Origin of the sequence: Kitasatospora sp. NPDC057692, assembly GCF_042799475.1 — a bacterium.
Lineage (GTDB): Bacteria > Actinomycetota > Actinomycetes > Streptomycetales > Streptomycetaceae > Kitasatospora.
This window is the reverse complement of the sequence record NZ_JBHVIV010000003.1, coordinates 168342-186243: the sequence shown is the minus strand read 5'-3', so window position 1 is coordinate 186243 and position 17902 is coordinate 168342. Positions and strand designations below refer to the sequence as shown.

Below are 17902 nucleotides of genomic sequence, written 5' to 3'. Positions count from 1 at the left end.
CTCGCCGGCGGGCGGCGACCTGCGGACGGCCGGGGCGGTCGCGGCGTCGGCCGCGGCCGGCGCGCCGGGCGGGTCGCTCCCGGGCCAGCACGGCGGGCACGGCGTGCCGGTCGGGCACGGGTCGGCCGCCGCCGCGGGGTTCCCGGGCGGGCCGGGTGCCGCGCACCCGGGCCAGCACGGGCAGCCGTCCGGACCGGGCGTCCTCGCGCGCGCCGGGCAGCCGTACCCGCACCAGGCGGCCGGGCACCAGGCGCACCCCGGCCAGCCGGGCGCCGGCCGCGGTCCGGCGCGTCCGCCGATGGTCCCGGCGCAGGCCGGGCCGGGCGCGGGCCGTCCGCCCAGGACGGCGGAGCACGCGGCCGCCGAGGACGGGATCCCGCAGCCGGGGGCCCGCGGGCAGGGCCAGGGGCACCGGAGCGCGGCCGAGCGGCCGCAGGACGGGGCGTCGGAGGTCCGGGCCCGGCAGGCCCGGGCGGGCCAGCTCCGCCCGCAGGCCGGACGGGGCACCGCGGCGGAGGCCAGGGAGGCCCGTGAGGCGCGGTCCGGGCGGGACGTCCGCCCGGCGCACCCCGTCGGCCATCCCGGCCGGGAGGCCCGGGAGACGGACGGCCACGCCCAGGACGAGCACGGTTCCGAGGGCCGCACCCCGGCGCCGCGCTCGGCTCCATCGGTGCCCGCGGCGCGTGATCGCGCCGTAGGGTGAGTGGCGTGAATGACCGTTTGGTATGGATCGACTGTGAAATGACAGGCCTCGACCTCGACCGGGACGCCCTGGTCGAGGTCGCGGCGCTGGTGACGGACTCGGAGCTGAACATCCTCGGCGAGGGTGTGGACGTCATCATCCGCCCGCCGGCCGAGGCGCTGGCGAACATGCCCGAGGTGGTGCGGGCGATGCACACCTCCTCCGGGCTGCTGGAGGAGCTGGAGCACGGGGTCACGCTGGCCGAGGCGGAGGCGCTGGTCCTGGCGTACGTGCGCGAGCACGTGCCGGAGGCCGGGCGCACGCCGCTGTGCGGGAACTCGGTGGCCACCGACCGCGGGTTCCTGAGCCGGGACATGCCCGCGCTGGAGAGCCACCTGCACTACCGGATCGTGGACGTCTCCTCGATCAAGGAGCTGGCCCGGCGCTGGTACCCGAAGGCGTACTACAACAGCCCGCAGAAGGGCGGGAACCACCGGGCTCTCGCGGACATCCGCGAGAGCATCGACGAACTGCGCTACTACCGCGAGGCGGTGTTCGTCCCGCAGCCCGGCCCGGACACCGACACCGCGCGCGCGATCGCGGAGAAGTACCAGCCGCCGGCGGGCTGAGCCCGGGGCCCGGAGGTGCTCGCGCGCGGGGGACGGAAACCCTGGCGCGAGCACCCTTCCGGATCCTGTAGAGTTCTTCTTGTCGGAGCGGGAACGCCGAAGAGCGCGAACGGTCCGGACAGATGGTGGGTGTAGCTCAGTTGGTAGAGCACCTGGTTGTGGTCCAGGTGGCCGCGGGTTCGAGTCCCGTCACTCACCCCATCGCCCCGAGGGGCCGGTCTCGTCAAGAGACCGGCCCCTCGGGCTTTTTCGCGTTCCCTCAGATCGGCGGCGGCCGGGCGGCGGTGGTGTGGCGCGCGTCGCACTGTGGTCCGCGTCTCACCCCTTTTCCCCGGTCGCGACCCTGCCGCCGGAAGCTACTGGCTAGTAACGTTGCCGCCATGACCACTCCTTCGATCGGCCGGCTGCTCGACTCCACCGTCCCGATGGCCCGGACCCTCAAGCTCGAGTACCTGGAGACCACCCCGGAACGCGCCGTGCTGCGGCTGCCGGACCAGCCCGACTACCACAACCACGTGGGCGGCCCGCACGCCGGCGCGATGTTCACCCTCGCCGAGTCGGCCAGCGGCTGCATCGTGCTGGGCGCCTTCGGCGACCAGCTGTCGCGCGCGGTGCCGCTCGCGGTGAGCGCCGAGATCGCCTACAAGAAGCTCGCCATGGGCGCCGTCACGGCCACCGCCGTGCTCGGCCGGCCGGCCGCCGGCATCGTCGCCGAGCTCGACAAGGGCGAGCGGCCCGAGTTCCCGGTGACCGTCGAGATCACCCGCGCCGACGGCGCGGTGACCGGCGTCATGACGGTCGTCTGGACGCTGCGCCCCAACTCCTGACCTGGAGCCACCGCACCGGAGCACCCCGCCCGAGCGCCGCGCCGGAGCACCCCGCCCGAGCACCGCGCCCGCCCCGCGATGACTGTCCGTGACGGCGGCCGTGTCCTCCCGGTCCGCCCGCTCGTTCTCGATTCACGTGGGAGCCAAACACGCGACCAGGGGCCCGGAACCCGTCCGACGGACCGTCGGCGGCGGTCGGCGCGCGGCCCGGCGGTGGCCGTCCCTGCCGCGGGCCGTCGCGGCGGGCGGGGCACTCCTCGCGCAGCTCTGGGGCTTCGGCGCCCCCGTCGCCTGCGCGGCCGGTGCCGAACCCCTCCCGGAACCGGTCGGCCGGACCGTCGGCCGGGCCCTGACCGGCGCGGCGGCCTCCGGCGATCCGGCGGAGCGGACCGGACCGGCTCCCTCCGACGGGCTGCTCGACGGGCTCGCCGGTGCCGTGCCGGGGGTCGCGACAGGCGTCCTCGGACCGGAGCTGGACGCCGTCACCGGCTCGATCGGCCGGGCGCTCCAGGAGCGGATCAGGGCCGGCGGCCTCCCCCTGCCAGGACAGCGGGCCGCCGTGCCGGACGCGTTCGCGATCGCCTCCGGGCTGTTGGGCACCGTGCCCGCCCAGGTCCGCCCCGCCGAGGCGTCGGCGAGCCGCCGCGAGGTGTCCGACGGGCCGTCGGGCGCCGACGCCCGGACCGCCGGTGCCGCCCGGCCGCACCGACCGGGCGGCGCCCCGCACGGCCCGGCCGCCCCTCCCCCGGCCTCCGCCCCGCCGGACCGGCTCCCGCCTCCCGCGGCCGGGCGTCCGGCCCCGGCGGGCGGCGCGAGCGGGCGGACGGACGGACGGGACCTCGCGGCCGTCGCGGCCGGCGTCCCGGCGGCCGGCGCGTCGGCCCGGCTGCTCACCGGGACCGCGACCAGGACGGCCGCCGTCACCGTCGCCCACGACACCGCGGGCACCGCGACCGCCGTCCTCGCCCCCATCACGGCCGGGCTGCTGCTGACCGGCGCCGCGATGTACAAGCACCGGGGCCTGCCGAAGGGCCACTGAGCGGCCCCGGGCGGGCGGGCATCACACACCGGCGGTCACGCGCCGGCGATCACGCGCCGGACATCACACGTTGGGGATCACACGCCGGGGGTGGGCAAGTGCAGGGTGAGCAGCGGCAGTTCGCGCCCGGGGATGGATCCGGAGGGAACCGTGCCGGTGCGGACGGCGCCCATGGCCAGGTAGAAGGGCTCGGCGTTCGGGTCGGCCTCGACGGTGATCCGCTCGAAGCCGAGGGCCGCGGCCTCGGCGCGCAGGTGGTCCATCAGACGGCGGCCGACGCCGCGGCCGATCGCGGCCGGTTCGACGAAGATCATGCCCAGTTCGCCCTCCGGGGGCGCCCCGGTGAGGGTGACGAAGCCGAGCACCCGCCCGTCCTCCTCGGCCACGGCCGCCCGGTCGGGCCCGACCCGGTCCGGGGGCAGGGTGAGTTCGGCCCGACAGGCCTCGATGAACGCCGCGTCGTAGCCCCAGTGCGCCTTGGAGCGCAGGGCGAGGGCGCTGAGCGCCGCCGCCTCGCTCGGCCGGGCCGGCCGGATCCGCATGGCGGGTCCCCTTCCTGGTCGCCCCGTCCGGGGTCCGGACATGATGCACCGGGAACCGGTCTAGCGGAAGACCCCCGGCGGCGGGGCGGGGGACGGGGTGGCGGTGGCGTCGGTGGCCGGGGCCGCGCCGGCGGCGAAGTCGGCCAGGGCGCGGCCGTGCTCGACCCGGCCGTGGGCGGCGTCCGAGGCCACCCGGCGGGTCAGTTCGGCCAGCGGGAGCGGGGTGTGCGCGGCGGCCAGGACGAGGTTGCCGAAGCGCTTGCCGCGCAGCACCGCCGGGTCGGCGACCAGGCAGAGCTCGGGGAAGACCGCGCCGAGGGTGGCCACCTGGGAGCGGGCGAACGGCAGCGCGGAGCCGTCGGCGATGTTGACGGCGTACCGGCCGCCGGGGGCGAGGGCCCGGGCGGCCAGCGCGGTGAACTCGACGGTGGTGCAATGGGCGGGCACCCGGGCGCCGGAGAAGACGTCGGCGATCACCAGGTCGACGCTGCCCTCGGGGGTGCGCTCCAGCACGCCGCGGGCGTCCGCGCCGCGCACCTTGACCTGCCAGCCGCGGTCCAGCGGGAGTTCGGTGCGGACCAGTTCGGTGAGCGCGGTGTCGATCTCGGCGACCTGCTGGCGCGAGCGCGGGCGGGTGGCGGCGACGTAGCGGGCCAGGGTGAGGGCGCCGCCGCCGAGGTGCAGGACGGTGAGCGGGCGGCCGGGCGGGGCGGCGAGGTCGACGAGGTGGCCGAGCCGGCGCTGGTACTCGAAGCCCAGGTGGGTGGGGTCGGCGAGGTCGACCAGGGACTGGGGGGCGCCGTCGATCAGCAGCGACCAGGCGGCGGGGCGGTCGCGGTCGGGGCGGAGCTCGGCGAGGCCGGAGTCGACGGCGCGGGTGAGCGGGCCCTGCGCGTGGGTGCGGCCGCCGGGGCCGGTGGCGGCGGGCGGGCCGCTCTCCGCGGTGGCGCGGGCCCGGTCCGCGGTGCGGCCGGCTCGGTTGCTTCGTCCCATACCCGCCATTATCGCCGCCGCCCGGAGGCCCCCTCGGACGGTCCCCGCAGCTCAGCGGGCTCGAAGCGGGCACGGCACGGGCACGGGACGGGGCGGGGCACCCCGCGCGGCGGGCGCGGGCCGGGGTCAGGACGGACCGAGGCCGCCCGCGGTGAGGGTGCAGGCGGCCTCGCAGAGCGCGGAGCGGAGGACCCAGGGGTCGGTGGGGCGGGCGGCGCAGTCGGCTCCCGCCGGGGGCATCACCCAGCGCGGGTCGGTGGCGGGCAGCAGCTGCGCGCCGGCCGTACAGGAGCTGCCGGGCAGGTGCCAGGTCGCCGAGGTTCCGGGCGGGACGAGGAAGGACACCGTGGCGCCGTTGCGGCTCTGCAGCACCGCGCCGCAGGCCCGGCGCAGCCGCAGGATGTCGACCGCCTCCAGGCCGTGCCGCAGGGCGACCGTCACGGTGTCGAAGGCGGCGACCAGGACGGCGTCCGTGTCGGCGCGCGGCCGGCGGGCGGGGCCGCCGCCGGACGGGGACCGGCCGGGGCCGTGGTCGTCGGCCGACTCGGGCAGCAGGGCGGGGGCCGCTCCGTCGAGCACCCCGCCGACGGCCAGACGGCGGAACTGCGGTACTCCAGTGGCCGACATGGGCCCTCCTGTCACCTCGTCGGTACCGGAAGCCGGGCCGCCCCGGGTGGGGGTGCCGCCGGGGGGAGCGGCCGGGGACGGCGGCGGGGGCTTCCATGTACCAGGACAACGGCGGGCCCGCGCCGCAGGCCACGGGGCTTCTTACAGCAGGGCATGGCATTTCATGGCGGATCCCGGTAACCGTGCCCGTTTTGCCCGCAATTGGCAGTACATCGCCCGCCCACCCGCTGTATCCATCCGGTGACTCCCGGTACTGTCGTGGCGCTCGGCCGTCCGCCGGGCCCCACCGGACCCAGCCGCGGCCGGGCGCCCCGCCGCCCCACCGCCGCCCGACCCTCGCACCGCCACCCGTACCACCACGGAGCGCACCATGGCAGCCACCCCACCGGCCGAGCCGAACCGCCCGTCCCCCAACACCGCGATGCGCGCCCTGCGCGGCGACCGCTCGCCGGGCGAGTTCGCCGTGGCCGTGCGCCGGGCGGCCCGCGAGATCGGCGAGCACGTCTCCTGCGACGCCCGGTACGTCGGGCGGGTCGAGTCCGGTGAGATCCGCTGTCCCAACTACGCGTACGAGCGGGTGTTCCGGCACATGTGGCCGGACCGCTCGCTCGCCGACCTCGGCTTCGCCCCCCGCACCGCCGTGCGCCGCCGGCCGCCCGACGGCGGGGGCGGCTCCGACCGGGCCCCCGGGGCGCCACCGCCTCTCCACCCGTCGTTCCCGCCCCTGCCCGCCCCGCGCTCGCCGCTCTCCACCCAACTCCCGTACGCTGCCTCGCCGTACGCGGAACCACCCCCACCGGTCGGGGTCCCGGTGCCGAGGTTCGCGACGGCGCCCGGGGGGCCCGACGAACCGCACCCCTGCGACGAGGAGAACGACGACGTGCGTCGCCGTACGTTCCTGGCCGGCGGCTCTGCCGCGCTGGCCTCCGTGATCGGCGCGGACCTGCCCGGTCCGGCCGCCGCGGCCCCCGCCCCCCACGGCGCGGCCGCCCCCCGTCCGGCCCCGGCCAGTGCCGTCCTGCCCGGCCGCCCCGGCCCCGTCCCGCTGCCCCGCAAGGTCGGCGCGGCCGAGGTGCTCGGTGTCGAACAGGCCGTCCGGGACATCCGGCTGGCCGACGACGCGCACGGCGCCGACGCCCTGTTCGAGCAGGCCGGCCGCTCCCTGCGGGAGGCCTACCTCCTGCTCGACGCCTGCGAGTACTCCACCGAGACCGAGCGCAGGCTCCAGGCCGGGGCCGGCGAACTCGCCATCTCGGTGGGCTGGTTGGCCCATGACTCGAACCGGCTCGGGGACGCCCGCTCGTACTACGCGGAGGCGCTGGCCACCGCGCGGATGGCCGGCGACTCCGCGCTGGAGGCGCACGTCTTCTCCAACAGCGCCTTCCTCGCCAGGGACGCCGGGCGCCCCCGCGAGGCGCTGCGCGCCGCCCAGGCCGGGCAGTCCGCCGCCCGGCACCTCGACTCCCCCCGGCTGCTCGCCCTGCTCACGATGCGCGAGGCCGGCGGCTGGGCACTGCTGCAGGACCGCGGCGCCTGCGAGCGGGCGATCACCCGGGCCCGCCGGCTGTTCGAGCAGGGGCCCTGCCCGGCCGACCCGGAGTGGATGTCCTTCTTCGGCGAGGCCGAGCTCGCCGGGCTCCGGGCCCAGTGCTGGTCCGCGCTCGGGGACTGGGACCGGGCCAGCGAGCACGCCCGGCTGGCCATGGCGCTCCAGCAGCCGCACTTCGTCCGCAACCGGGTGCTCTACACCGCCGAGCTCGCCCACGACCGGCTCGGCCGGGGGGACCTGGCGGGCGCGGGCGAGCACGGGTCGGCCGCCGTCGCGCTGTTCGGCGACGTCCGCTCGGCGCGGATCCGCTCGATGCTCGCGGACACCGCCCAGCGGCTGCGCGAGCACCGGCGGGTGCCGGAGGTGGGGCGGTTCCTGGCGGAGTACGGCGCGGCGACGTCGGCCGCCTGAACGGGCGCCGGCGGCCGGCCGCCGCGCGGGTCAGCGGCGCAGGGTCTCCAGGTGGCCCTGGTCGTTCCACAGCTCGACGGCCGGCGCGCCGTACTCCCAGGACAGGACGCAGAGCGCGGCGGTGCCGAGCTTGAACCGCTGGGCGTACTCGGGCGGCAGGCCGAGCCAGCGGGCGGTCAGGATGCGCAGCAGGTGGCCGTGGGCGAAGAGCACCACGTCGCAGTCGGCGCAGTGCATCACCGTGGTGTCCGGGTCCGGCACGCCGTGCTCGGTGTTGAGGTCGGCGAGCAGGGCGTCGACCCGGGCGGCGACGTCGGAGAGCTTCTCGCCGCCGGGGACGCCGTCGCGCCAGATCAGCCAGCCGGGCCGGTCGGTGGCGCGGATGTCGGCGCCGGTGCGGCCCTCGTACTGTCCGTAGTCCCACTCCAGGAGTTCGGGGCGCTCCACGGCCCGGTCGCCGAGGCCGGCCAGCTCGCAGGTCTCCTTGGCGCGGCCGAGCGGGCTGGTGTAGACGAGGGCGTCCGGCAGGCCGTTCCAGGGGGCCGCGGCGAGCCGCTCGCCGAGCGCCAGGGCCATCGCCCGGCCGTCCTCGGTCAGCGGGATGTCGGTGCGGCCGGTGTGGCGGCCGGTGGCCGACCAGTCGGTCTCACCGTGGCGGACCAGCAGGATACGGGCGGGCATGGGCAGGCTCCTCGCGCTCGGGGCGGTGTCAACGGTCGGCCTCGCCAGCGAGCACCGGACTCCATGATCCCCCACCGCCGGACCGCCCACGAGCCAGGCCCTCCACCGCCCGGCGGCGGCCCTCCCCCGGCGGACGCCGCGGCTCCGGTGGCCCGGGTGCGCCGTCAACGGCCCTTTCGGGGCGGATTGTCGGAGCCGGATGCGACACTGGGCCGCACCATGAACGTCTCGACGAACGCCCCGCTCCGCGGGCCGGCGGAGCCGCTCGCCCAGCGGCTCGCCGAGCTGCGCGGACCGGCGCCGCAGCGCAGTCTGAACGCCCGTGCCCTCGCCGCCCTGGCCGCCAATCCGGGGTGCCACCGCCGCGCCGTGCTGGACGCCGCCGGGGTGGACAAGTCGGCGCTGGCCGCCCGGCTCGGCCGTCCCGCCCCCTTCGGCCGCTCGCCGTTCGCGCTGGCGCGCGGCGTCGTGTTCGAGGCCCGGCTGAAGGAGAACGCCTACGCGGCGCTGCTGGAACCGCTGCGCGCCCGGCTGGGCATGTCCGACGAGGGCGGTCCGCTGCTCGTACCGGACCTCCTCTGCTCCTCCGGTCCGGCGGTGCGGGCCGACCGGACGGCGGCCGCGCTCGCGGAGGCGGCGGCCGAGGAGCAGGCCTGGACGCTCCTCGACCACCCGATGCTGCGGCTGGACGTGGCGGGCTCCACCGCCTACCTGGAGCCGGACGCCGTCGTGGTGCACGGCGGCCGCTGCACCGTCGTGGAGATCAAGTCCTTCCCGGTACTGGACGGCAGCGCGGACCCGGGCAAGGTCGGCGCCGCCGCCCGGCAGGCCGCCGTCTACGTGCTGGCCCTCCAGGAGGCCGCCGCCGCGCTGGCCGGACGGCCGGTGGACCCGGACCCGTACACCGAGCAGCGGCTGCCGGGCAGCCCGTACACCAGCGTGCTGCTGGTCTGCCCCGAGGACTTCGGCAGCCGGCCGACCGCCGTGCCGGTGGACGTGCGCCGGGAGCTGGCCACCACCCGCCGCCAGCTCAGCCGGATGACCGGCATCGAGCGGCTGCTCGCGGTGCTGCCGCCGGGGGCGGACCTCGACCTCTCCCCCGCTCCGGACGGCGGGCCCGTCCGGTCCGCCGAGGAGTTGGAGAAGACGGTCGGGACGGTCCCCGCCGCGTACAGCCCGGACTGCCTGTCCACCTGTGAACTCGGTTTCCACTGCCGTGCCCAGGCGCGCTGCGGGGACCGGGTCGAGCAGCTCGGCCGGGGCGTGCGGGGCGAGCTGGGCAGCATCCGCACGGTGACCGAGGCGCTGACCGTCGCCCGCACCGGCCCGGTCGGGGCCGCGCCGGACGGCGAGGACGGGGACGGAGGCGGGGCGGGGGACGGCGAGGACCGCGAGGGCGACGGCGCCGACGAGGCCGCCGCCCGGCTGGCCTACGCCGCCGCGCTGCGCGCAGAGGCGCTCGGCCGGCCCGAGCCGACCGCCACGCCGACCGCCGCGGGGGCCGAGCGGTGAGCCTGCTGTCCACCCTGGCCCGGCTGGAGGCCGTGCGCAGCGGCCGGGCCGAGCCGCTGGCCACCGTCCGCCACCGGCACCTCTCCGAGCGCCCGATGGTGCTCGTCCCGCTGACCTCGGCCGGCGAGGACGGCGCGCCGCTGGCCGTGCTGCTGGGCACCGACCGGGACGCGCCGGCCCTGCACATCGTGCCGCAGCCGCTCAACCGCACCCTGCGCTCGGACTTCCTGGCCGACCTGGCCGCCGACCTGCTGCCGTACCTGGAGTCCTTCGGCGAGGAGGTCGAGCTGATCGAGGGCTCCGAGAAGGACCCGGAGAGCGGCGAGCGGACGCCGGTCGTCCGCGAGCTGTGCGCGGACGCGCCGCAGCTGATCGTGCCGAACAGCGGGGGCGTGCGGTACCTGGCGCTGCTCGGCCGCTCGACCCGGTTCCGCCGCACCGCCGAGGACGAGGACCCGGGTCCGTTCCCGGCCCCCGCCCGGGTGCCGCTGCTCGGCCGCTGGCTGACCCACCTCGCCGAGCGCGCCCTGGTGCCCGGTTCCAGCCTGCTGCTGCCGATGACCGGCCTGCTGTCCCGGCACTGGGCCACCGGCCAGAGCCACCTGGAGGACCAGCACCTGGCCGCCCGGCTGGCCTGGCACTCCCCGCCGGAGGGGCTGGGCGGCGCGGAGGCGGCCGAGCGGGCGGAGACCGGGCGCGGCGCCGACGGCCGGCTGATCCACCCTCCGGCCGGTCCGACCACCGACCCGGTGTTCGACACCAAGGTGCTGGCCCCCGAGATCGCCCGCTACGACGCGGCCGCGGCGGCCCTGCGCGAGGCCGACGGCCCGGGCGGTACGGGCGGCCCGGGCGGTACGGACGCCGAGGCGGCCCGGGAGGCCGTGCGGGTCGCGGTCGGCCGGCTGCGCGCCGCCCTGCACGAGGAGCTGCTGCCGACCTGGCACGACGTCTGGCACGGCCTGGACCTGCTGCGCGCCCTGCCCCCGGCCGGCCACCTGCCCGAGCGCTGGACGGGCGACCGCTGGTCGTACACCGGCCACCGGGACCGGCTGGCGGCCGGCGAGCCGCCGCAGCCCCGGCTCGACGACGCCGTGACGGCCGCCCGCAAGCTCGCCCAGCGCGAGCGCGAGCAGACCCGGCTGGACCTCCAGGAGGCGCTGGACGACCCGCTGGCGATGGCCGAGCACCGGCTCGCCGGGGAGGCGTTCAGCGGGGTGGTGACCGAGGTGGTGCCGGACTACGACACCACCGGCCGCTCCCCCAAGCCGCGTCCGCTGCTGACCGTCCGCACCGACGACCGCCCGCACGCCGACCTGGGCCGGGAGGTGCACCGGGTCCGCGAGCCGGCGGCGTCCGGGGACGGGGCCGGGGCCGGGGCCGGTCCGGCGCAGAAGGCCGTGATCGCGGCGGCCGACCCGGAGGCGGGCACCATCACCGTACGGGTGCTGTCCGGCATGGGGCGCAGGAAGGAGCCCGAGCCGGGGAGCCTGCCCGAGCCGGGCGAGCGGGTCACCTTCACGCTGTTCGAACTGACGGTCCGGCAGGCCGCGCCGCTGCCGGAGCCGGACGACACGCCGTGGACGCACGGCGGCCCGCCCGGTGCCGTCGTCACCGTGCTGCCGGTCGTGGCCGGCGCCGCCGAGGACTGGGAGTGATCCGCCCGATGAGCACCGAGCAGGCCGCCGGCCAGAGCCCCGGCGCGGCCGCCGACGCCGCGGTGGCGCGGATCCTGGAGGCGACCGTCCGGCCGGCCGCCGGCGCGCCGCGCGGCGTGGTGGTGGACTCGCCGCCCGGCGCCGGCAAGTCGACCCTGGTGGTGCGCGCCGCCCGGGAGCTGGTCGGGGCCGGTGAGCGGCTGATGATCGTCGCCCAGACCAACGGCCAGGTGGACGACCTGGTCGACCGACTCGCCGGCAAGGCTCCGGACCTGACGATCGGCCGGCTGCACGCGGCCGACGCCCGCCCGGGGCCGGAGGTGCTGCGGCACGCCAACGTCACGCCCTCGGACAAGGTCGCCGAGCTGGCCGAGCTGGACGTGGTGATCTCCACCTCGGCCAAGTGGCAGTGGGTGCGGGCCGAGCAGCCGTGGCGGCACGCGATCGTCGACGAGGCGTACCAGATGCGCTCGGACGCGCTGCTGGCGGTGGCCCGGCTGTTCGAGCGGGCCCTGTTCGTCGGCGACCCGGGCCAGCTGGACCCGTTCACCGTGGTCGGCACCGAGCAGTGGGCGGGCCTGTCGTACGACCCGTCGAGCAGCGCGGTGGTCACCCTGCTCGCGCACAACCCGCAGATCCAGCCGCACCGGCTGCCGGTGTCCTGGCGGCTGCCGGCCAGCGCGGCGCCGCTGATCTCGGGGGCGTTCTACCCGTTCACGCCGTTCCGCTCGGGCACCGGCCCCGAGGACCGCTCGCTGACCGCCTCGGTGCGGCCGGACGGCTCGGCGGTGGACGCCGCGATCGACCGGGCGGCCGGGCACGGCTGGGCGCTGCTGGAGCTGCCCGCCCGGCACACCGTGCGCACCGACCCGCAGGCGGTGGCGGCCGTCGCGGCCACCGTGCGCCGGCTGCTGGACCGCGGGCTGACGGCGCACTCCGAGCAGGGGTCGGCCCCGCTCACGGCCGACCGGGTGGCGGTCGGCACGGCGCACCGCGACCAGGCGGCGGCGGTGCGGGCCGCACTGGTCAAGGCGGGGGTGCCGGTGGACCCGACGGCCGGGCCCGCGGTGACGGTGGACACCGCGAACCGGCTGCAGGGGCGCGAGTACGACGTCACGGTGGTGCTGCACCCGCTGTCGGGGCGGCCGGACGCGACCGCGTTCCACCTGGAGACCGGGCGGCTCTGCGTGCTGGCCTCCCGGCACCGGCACGCCTGCATCGTGGTGGCCCGGGCCGGGATCGCGGAGCTGCTGGACGAGCATCCGGCCACCGAGCCGGTGCAGTTGAACGTTCCGGTCGCCTTCCCCGACGGCTGGGAGGCCAATCACCGGGTGCTGCACCACCTGTCCGAACACCGGGTGCGCCTGGGCCGGGCCTGACCGCGGCGGGCCGGCCCAGGCGCGGGGCGACGGGCGTGCGGCGGTCCTGACCGGCGCACGGCCGGCCGGCGGGGCCGATGCGCGCCCCCGGCGCGCCGGGCGGGAATAGCGCCCGGACGCGCACCGTTCCGTTACCGGCCGCCACCGCGAGACAATGGACGGCGGCCGCGACCGGGCGGCGCCCGACCCGAGCATCCGTCGCCCGACCCCATCGAGCACCCGGAGGTGTCCGTCCATGCCCGACTCCCATGCGCAGGCGTCCGACCAGAGCGGCCCCGCCGCGGCGGCCGGTCCCGGCGCGGGCGCCGGTGCGGCGCCCGGCCGGCGGCAGCGCCCGGTGCAGCTGCTGTTCGAACCGCAGGCCGCCGAACCGGAGCCGGAGCGATTCTTCGACCTGGAGTCGATCGACGACCCGGCCGAGCTGCTGCGCCGCTCCACCGAGCTGGCGCTGGCCTTCCGGGCGGCCGCCGAGCGGGCCACCGACTTCCAGGCGGTCGCGGCCGCCCAGCTGGCCGACCCGCGCCGGTTCGACGCGCTGTCCGAGGCCGAGATCGCCGGCCGGGCGGACTGGACGCCGGACTACGCGGCCAAGATGATCGAGTACGGCCGTACCCTGCTCCAGCCCCGGCGGCACGAGGACTGACCCGCCCCGCGGCGCCCGAGGTCCGGGCCCGTCGCCCCTGGCATATGCCGGAGGACGCGGAAGGGTACGCCCCCGCCCGCCCCGCTGTCCGGCGAACCACGCTTTCCCTCCCGGACATGCCCCGGACACCCCACCCTGCTGTCCGTGGACATCTGGACCTATCAGTCGGTGGAGCACGTGACCGTGGCCGGAGAGGCCTGGCTCGCCTCCGCCAGCGAGTACCCGCGCAGCATGCGCGCCCTCTGGGAGTCCCGCCCGTGGGCGCCCACGGTGCTGCCCTGCGGCCGGGCCTTCGACGTGATCAGCATGCCGGCGCTGTTCGGCCGCCGGGTGCTGGACGAGCTGTGGGCCTCCGGGCCCGGCTGCGGGCCGGTGGCGGCCGTCCGGGGGCGGACGCTGCTGTTCGTGCAGCCGGGGGCGGCGCCCCGGCTGCGCCGGCTGCTGGCCTGGGAGGAGTGGGCCCGGGACGTGCCGCCGCTGCTCTGCCACGGAAAGGGCGACACGGTGACGGTGCCGTCCCCGCAGCGGCCGACGGCCGGCCCGGACCTGCCCGGGCACGGCCCGGGGCGGTGGATCGTCGCCCCGGAGAGCCGGGAGCCGTGGCTGCCGGGGGCCTCCGTCGTCCTCTGGGCCTGCGTCCGGGCGGCCCGGGAGCCCGTCGACGCGCTCTGAGCCGCCCGGGCCGGCGGCGGGCCCGGGCGGGGGGCCTGGAGGTGCGGGTATTCGATTTTGGCCGGACCGCGCGCCGCTGCTAGAGTCTTCTCTGTCAGCAGGCGCCGCTAGCTCAGTTGGTTAGAGCAGCTGACTCTTAATCAGCGGGTCCGGGGTTCGAGTCCCTGGCGGCGCACAGACAGCCGGAAGGCCCCTCGTGAGAGCGAGGGGCCTTCCGGCGTTTCCGGGTTCGCGCGGGACGGGCGAGCCCACGACGGGCGGACCCAGGCCGGGCGGACCCAGGACGGGCGGACCCAGGACGGGCGGACCCGGACCGGCGCGGACCGGCCGCCGAGGCGGACGGCCCGCGCAACCGGCCCGGCCGGTCAGCGGCCCCGCAGCTCGCGGTAGCGGGCGACCAGCGCGGCGGTGGAGCTGTCCAGCGCCTCCGTGCCCTCGCCGGTCAGCAGCACCGGCTCGATCCGCTTGGCGAGCACCTTGCCCAGCTCGACGCCCCACTGGTCGAAGGAGTCGATGTTCCAGATCGCGCCCTGGACGAACACCTTGTGCTCGTAGAGGGCGACCAGCTGGCCGAGCACCGAGGGGGTCAGCCCGGCGGCCAGCACGGTGGTGGTCGGGTGGTTGCCCCGGAAGGTCTTGTGCGGGACGAGCTCGGCCGGCACGCCCTCGGCGGCGACCTCCTCCGGAGTCTTGCCGAAGGCCAGCGCCTGGGTCTGCGCGAAGAAGTTCGCGAGCAGCAGGTCGTGCTGGGCGACCAGGCCGGGCAGCAGGTCGGCGACCGGCTCCGCGAAGCCGATGAAGTCCGCCGGGATGACCTTGGTGCCCTGGTGCAGCAGCTGGTAGTAGGCGTGCTGGCCGTTGGTGCCGGGGGTGCCCCAGACCACCGGGCCGGTCTGCCAGCCCACCGGGCGGCCGTCGCGGTCCACCGACTTGCCGTTGGACTCCATGTCCAGCTGCTGGAGGTAGGCGGTGAACTTCGACAGGTAGTGCGAGTACGGCAGCACGGCGTGCGCCTGGGCGTCGAAGAAGGCGCCGTACCAGACCCCGAGCAGGCCGAGCAGCAGCGGGACGTTCTCCTCCGGCGGGGCGGTGCGGAAGTGCTCGTCGACCAGGTGGAAGCCGTCCAGCATCTCGCGGAAGGCGTCCGGGCCGATCGCGATCATCAGCGAGAGGCCGATCGCCGAGTCGTAGGAGTAGCGGCCGCCGACCCAGTCCCAGAACTCGAACATGTTGGCGGTGTCGATGCCGAAGTCGGCGACGCCCTCGGCGTTGGTGGAGAGCGCGACGAAGTGCTTGGCGACCGCGTCGGTCTCCGCCCGCAGCTCGGTGAGCAGCCAGTTCCGGGCCGAGACCGCGTTGGTGATGGTCTCGATGGTGGTGAAGGTCTTGGAGGCGACGATGAAGAGCGTCTCCGCGGCGTCCAGGTCGCGGACCGCCTCGTGCAGGTCGGCGCCGTCCACGTTGGAGACGAAGCGGACGTCGAGGTCGCGCAGGGTGAACGAGCGCAGCGCCTCGTAGGCCATCGCGGGGCCGAGGTCGGAGCCGCCGATGCCGATGTTGACGACGGTGCGGATCCGCTTGCCGGTGTGGCCGCGCCACTCGCCGCTGCGGACCTGCTCGGCGAAGGCGGCCATCTTGTCGAGCACGGCGTGCACGGCGGGGACGACGTTCTCGCCGTCGACCTCGACGACGGCGCCGCGCGGGGCCCGCAGCGCGGTGTGCAGGACGGCCCGGTGCTCGGTGGTGTTGATCTTCTCGCCGCGGAACATGGCGTCCCGCAGCTCGGCGACCCCGGTGGCGGCGGCCAGCTCGCGCAGCAGCGCCAGGGTCTCGTCGGTGACGAGCTGCTTGGCGTAGTCGACGTGCAGGTCGCCGACCCGGAGGGTGTAGCGGCGGCCGCGCTCCGGGTCGGCGGCGAACAGCTCGCGCAGGTGCGTGTCGCCGAACTCCTCCCGGTGCTTGGCGAGGGCGGCCCACTGCGGGGTGCGGTCCAGCGGGGTACGGGCGTCGGCGCGGGTCTCCGACATCGGTGGCTCCTCGTTTCGTCTGGGTGCAGATACCGGCAGGGCCAGGCGGGAGGGTTTCGCGAGGTCGTGCGGGTACTGGGGGTGCGCCGACTCCGTTGACGGCCTTGCCCGGGGCCACCCTATGCAACAGCGGGACCCCGGGCGCACATTCCGTTCGACGACGACCCGTCGGGATGCCCGCCGTTCGGACGCGCGTCGCGGGGTGTCCGTCCGGCCGTCACGGACCGTCCGCCCGACCCGCCGCGGGGTCGCCCGGACGGACGCCCCGTCACCGCCGTTCGGAGCGCAGGTCGAGCCCGCGCAGCACCTGGTCGACGAGTTCCGGGTCGGAGCCGGGTTCGGCGCGGGCGACCAGCATCTCGCGCCGGGAGGCGGCGATCATCTCCTGCTCGACGCTGTGCGCGGCACGCCACTGGGCGAGCCGCTGCTTGGCCTCGGCGGCCTCCTCCTCGGCGTAGTTCTCCGGGCAGAGCCGGGCCAGCCGGTCGTGCTGACGGTCCCGCAGGCGGTCGGCGACCTCGGCGGGCAGCCGGTCGGTCTCCTCCAGTTCGCCGAGCCGGCGCAGACCGGCCTTGGCGGCCCGCCACCAGAGCCGGCGGACCTGCTGCTCGTGCCGGTCGTGGCCGAGGTCGAGCTCGAACCGCTTGGCCAGCCAGGGCAGGGTGAGGCCCTGGACCAGCAGGGTGAAGAGCACCACGCTGAAGGCGATGAAGACCAGCCTGCCGCGCTCCGGGAAGGCCTCGCCGGAGTCGAGGGTGAGCGGGATGGCGAGGGCCAGGGCGACGGTGGCGACCCCGCGCATCCCGGACCACCAGAGCAGCACGCTCTCCTGCCAGCTGATCGGGGTGTCCTCCTCGGAGCCGGAGCGCAGCTTCTGGGAGAGCCAGCCGGCCGGGAGCAGCCAGAGCAGCCGGACCACCACGACCACGGCGATCACCACGGCGGCGTCGCCGAGCATGCCGGTCCAGCCGGAGCCGGCCTCCTTGAGGACGGTGGCCAGTTCGAGGCCGATGAGGCCGAAGGCGACGCCGGTGATCAGGATCTCGACGATCTCCCAGAAGGCGTTGCCGACCAGCCGGTAGGAGACGGCGTCCGCGTCGGCGGCCCGTTCGGCGAGGTAGAGCCCGCAGACGACGACGGCGAGCACGCCGGAGCCGTGGATCTCCTCGGCCAGGCTGTAGGCGGCGAAGGGCACCAGCAGGTTGAGCGCGACCTGCTGGGTGGGGTCCTCCAGGAGGGCGGCGAGCCTCGTGTTGGCCCAGCCGAGGGCGACGCCGATGACGACCGCGAGGACCGCCGAGAGGACGAAGCGCAGGACGGCGTGGCCGCCGGAGAAGTCGCCGCCGACCACCGCGTCGATGGCCAGCGAGTAGACGACGATCGCGGTGACGTCGTTGAACAGGCCCTCGCTCTCCAGGATGGCCACCAGCCGGCGGGGCAGGCCGACGCTGCCGGCCACGGCGACGGCGGCGACCGGGTCGGGCGGGGAGACCAGGGCGCCGAGCGCGATGGCGGCGGCGATCGGCAGTCCGGGCAGCAGCCAGTGCACGGTGCCGGCCACGGCGGCGGTGGTGACCACCACCAGGGCGACGGCGAGCAGCAGGATGGAGCGGATGTTGGCCTTGAAGTAGCGGACCGAGGAGCGCCGGGCGACGGCGAAGATCAGCGGCGGCAGGACCAGCGGCAGGATCAGCTCGGGTTCGATGGAGATGTCGGGGATCTGCGGGATCAGTGCCATGGCGATGCCCAGCAGGGTCATCAGCACCGGTTGGGGCACGCCGGTCCGGCGGGCCAGCGGCATGGTCACCACGGAGGCGAGCAGCACCAGGAAGAGCAGGGGCAGCTGGCCCACGGGGATGTCCTCTCGGTGGCGGGCGGGGGTACGGGGGTACGGGTCCGGACATGGCCCGGGCCGCCGTCGAGGATAAATCCGACAATGATCTCAACTGGGACGACACGCCGGGGAGGGGTTGACCTCAAGTGGGCTTCACCCCGCAGGATCGGGGGACCCGAGGCTCGACAGGACCCGACAGG

The 17902-nt window shown here is 76.6% G+C and carries 15 protein-coding genes and 2 tRNA genes; 11 read left to right on the top strand and 6 right to left on the bottom strand.

All coding sequences use genetic code 11. From position 1 onward, the window contains the following. The first annotated feature begins 708 nt into the window (after positions 1-708). The 4 genes from orn to ACFVFS_RS03050 all read left to right on the top strand — a co-directional run bounded on the left by orn (position 709) and on the right by ACFVFS_RS03050 (position 3177). Complete coding sequence (gene orn / locus ACFVFS_RS03065; protein WP_380619401.1) at positions 709-1311, top strand: oligoribonuclease; 603 nt, start codon at positions 709-711, stop codon at positions 1309-1311. Between the two features lie 125 nt (positions 1312-1436). Beyond that, positions 1437-1512: transfer RNA gene (locus ACFVFS_RS03060), tRNA-His, on the top strand. A 179-nt stretch (positions 1513-1691) separates the two neighbouring features. Continuing rightward, positions 1692-2138, top strand: coding sequence for a DUF4442 domain-containing protein (locus ACFVFS_RS03055; RefSeq protein WP_380619399.1), 447 nt, complete (start codon positions 1692-1694; stop codon positions 2136-2138). A 136-nt stretch (positions 2139-2274) separates the two neighbouring features. Further along, positions 2275-3177, top strand: a complete 903-nt coding sequence (locus ACFVFS_RS03050) for a hypothetical protein (protein ID WP_380619397.1) — start codon at positions 2275-2277, stop codon at positions 3175-3177. Between the two features lie 77 nt (positions 3178-3254). Here the strand turns inward: ACFVFS_RS03050 and ACFVFS_RS03045 are convergent, their stop codons facing one another. The 3 genes from ACFVFS_RS03045 to ACFVFS_RS03035 all read right to left on the bottom strand — a co-directional run bounded on the left by ACFVFS_RS03045 (position 3255) and on the right by ACFVFS_RS03035 (position 5339). Continuing rightward, positions 3255-3719, bottom strand: coding sequence for a GNAT family N-acetyltransferase (locus tag ACFVFS_RS03045; protein ID WP_380619395.1), 465 nt, complete (start codon positions 3717-3719; stop codon positions 3255-3257). A gap of 60 nt (positions 3720-3779) precedes the next feature. Next, positions 3780-4712: a spermidine synthase gene (locus ACFVFS_RS03040; protein WP_380619393.1), complete on the bottom strand. Its 933-nt coding sequence runs from the start codon at positions 4710-4712 to the stop codon at positions 3780-3782. 126 nt (positions 4713-4838) lie between these two features. Further along, positions 4839-5339: a hypothetical protein gene (locus tag ACFVFS_RS03035; protein WP_380619391.1), complete on the bottom strand. Its 501-nt coding sequence runs from the start codon at positions 5337-5339 to the stop codon at positions 4839-4841. Positions 5340-5709: 370 nt separating this feature from the next. Here ACFVFS_RS03035 and ACFVFS_RS03030 point away from each other — a divergent pair, with 370 nt between their 5' ends. Further along, positions 5710-7299: a tetratricopeptide repeat protein gene (locus ACFVFS_RS03030; protein WP_380619389.1), complete on the top strand. Its 1590-nt coding sequence runs from the start codon at positions 5710-5712 to the stop codon at positions 7297-7299. A 30-nt stretch (positions 7300-7329) separates the two neighbouring features. On the opposite strand, the gene ACFVFS_RS03025 is transcribed toward ACFVFS_RS03030, so the two are convergent. Then, complete coding sequence (locus tag ACFVFS_RS03025) at positions 7330-7980, bottom strand: histidine phosphatase family protein (RefSeq protein ID WP_380619387.1); 651 nt, start codon at positions 7978-7980, stop codon at positions 7330-7332. A gap of 219 nt (positions 7981-8199) precedes the next feature. On the opposite strand from ACFVFS_RS03025, the gene ACFVFS_RS03020 reads away from it, so the two are divergent. The 6 genes from ACFVFS_RS03020 (at position 8200) to ACFVFS_RS02995 (ending at position 14016) form a co-directional block, all read left to right on the top strand. Then, a complete protein-coding gene (locus ACFVFS_RS03020; protein WP_380619385.1) occupies positions 8200-9492 on the top strand; it encodes a hypothetical protein in 1293 nt (430 codons plus the stop codon). Next, a complete protein-coding gene (locus ACFVFS_RS03015; protein WP_380619383.1) occupies positions 9489-11147 on the top strand; it encodes a hypothetical protein in 1659 nt (552 codons plus the stop codon). Before ACFVFS_RS03020 ends, ACFVFS_RS03015 begins: the two co-directional genes overlap by 4 nt. Before the next feature lie 8 nt (positions 11148-11155). Next, positions 11156-12526 carry an AAA family ATPase gene (locus ACFVFS_RS03010; RefSeq protein WP_380619381.1) on the top strand — a complete coding sequence of 457 codons (1371 nt, stop codon included), beginning with the start codon at positions 11156-11158 and terminating at the stop codon, positions 12524-12526. 235 nt (positions 12527-12761) lie between these two features. Then, the gene (locus ACFVFS_RS03005; protein ID WP_380619379.1) at positions 12762-13169 is read left to right on the top strand and encodes a hypothetical protein; all 408 of its coding nucleotides are present in this window, start codon (positions 12762-12764) and stop codon (positions 13167-13169) included. A gap of 144 nt (positions 13170-13313) precedes the next feature. Beyond that, on the top strand, positions 13314-13841 hold the full coding sequence (locus ACFVFS_RS03000; RefSeq protein ID WP_380619377.1) for a bifunctional DNA primase/polymerase: 528 nt from the start codon (positions 13314-13316) through the stop codon (positions 13839-13841). Positions 13842-13942: 101 nt separating this feature from the next. Beyond that, a tRNA-Lys gene (locus tag ACFVFS_RS02995) sits at positions 13943-14016 on the top strand. A gap of 190 nt (positions 14017-14206) precedes the next feature. On the opposite strand, the gene pgi is transcribed toward ACFVFS_RS02995, so the two are convergent. Beyond that, complete coding sequence (gene pgi, locus ACFVFS_RS02990) at positions 14207-15868, bottom strand: glucose-6-phosphate isomerase (RefSeq protein ID WP_380619376.1); 1662 nt, start codon at positions 15866-15868, stop codon at positions 14207-14209. 268 nt (positions 15869-16136) lie between these two features. Continuing rightward, entirely contained in the window at positions 16137-17720 is a 1584-nt protein-coding gene (locus ACFVFS_RS02985; protein ID WP_380619375.1) for a Na+/H+ antiporter, read from the bottom strand. Positions 17721-17902 lie beyond the last annotated feature (182 nt).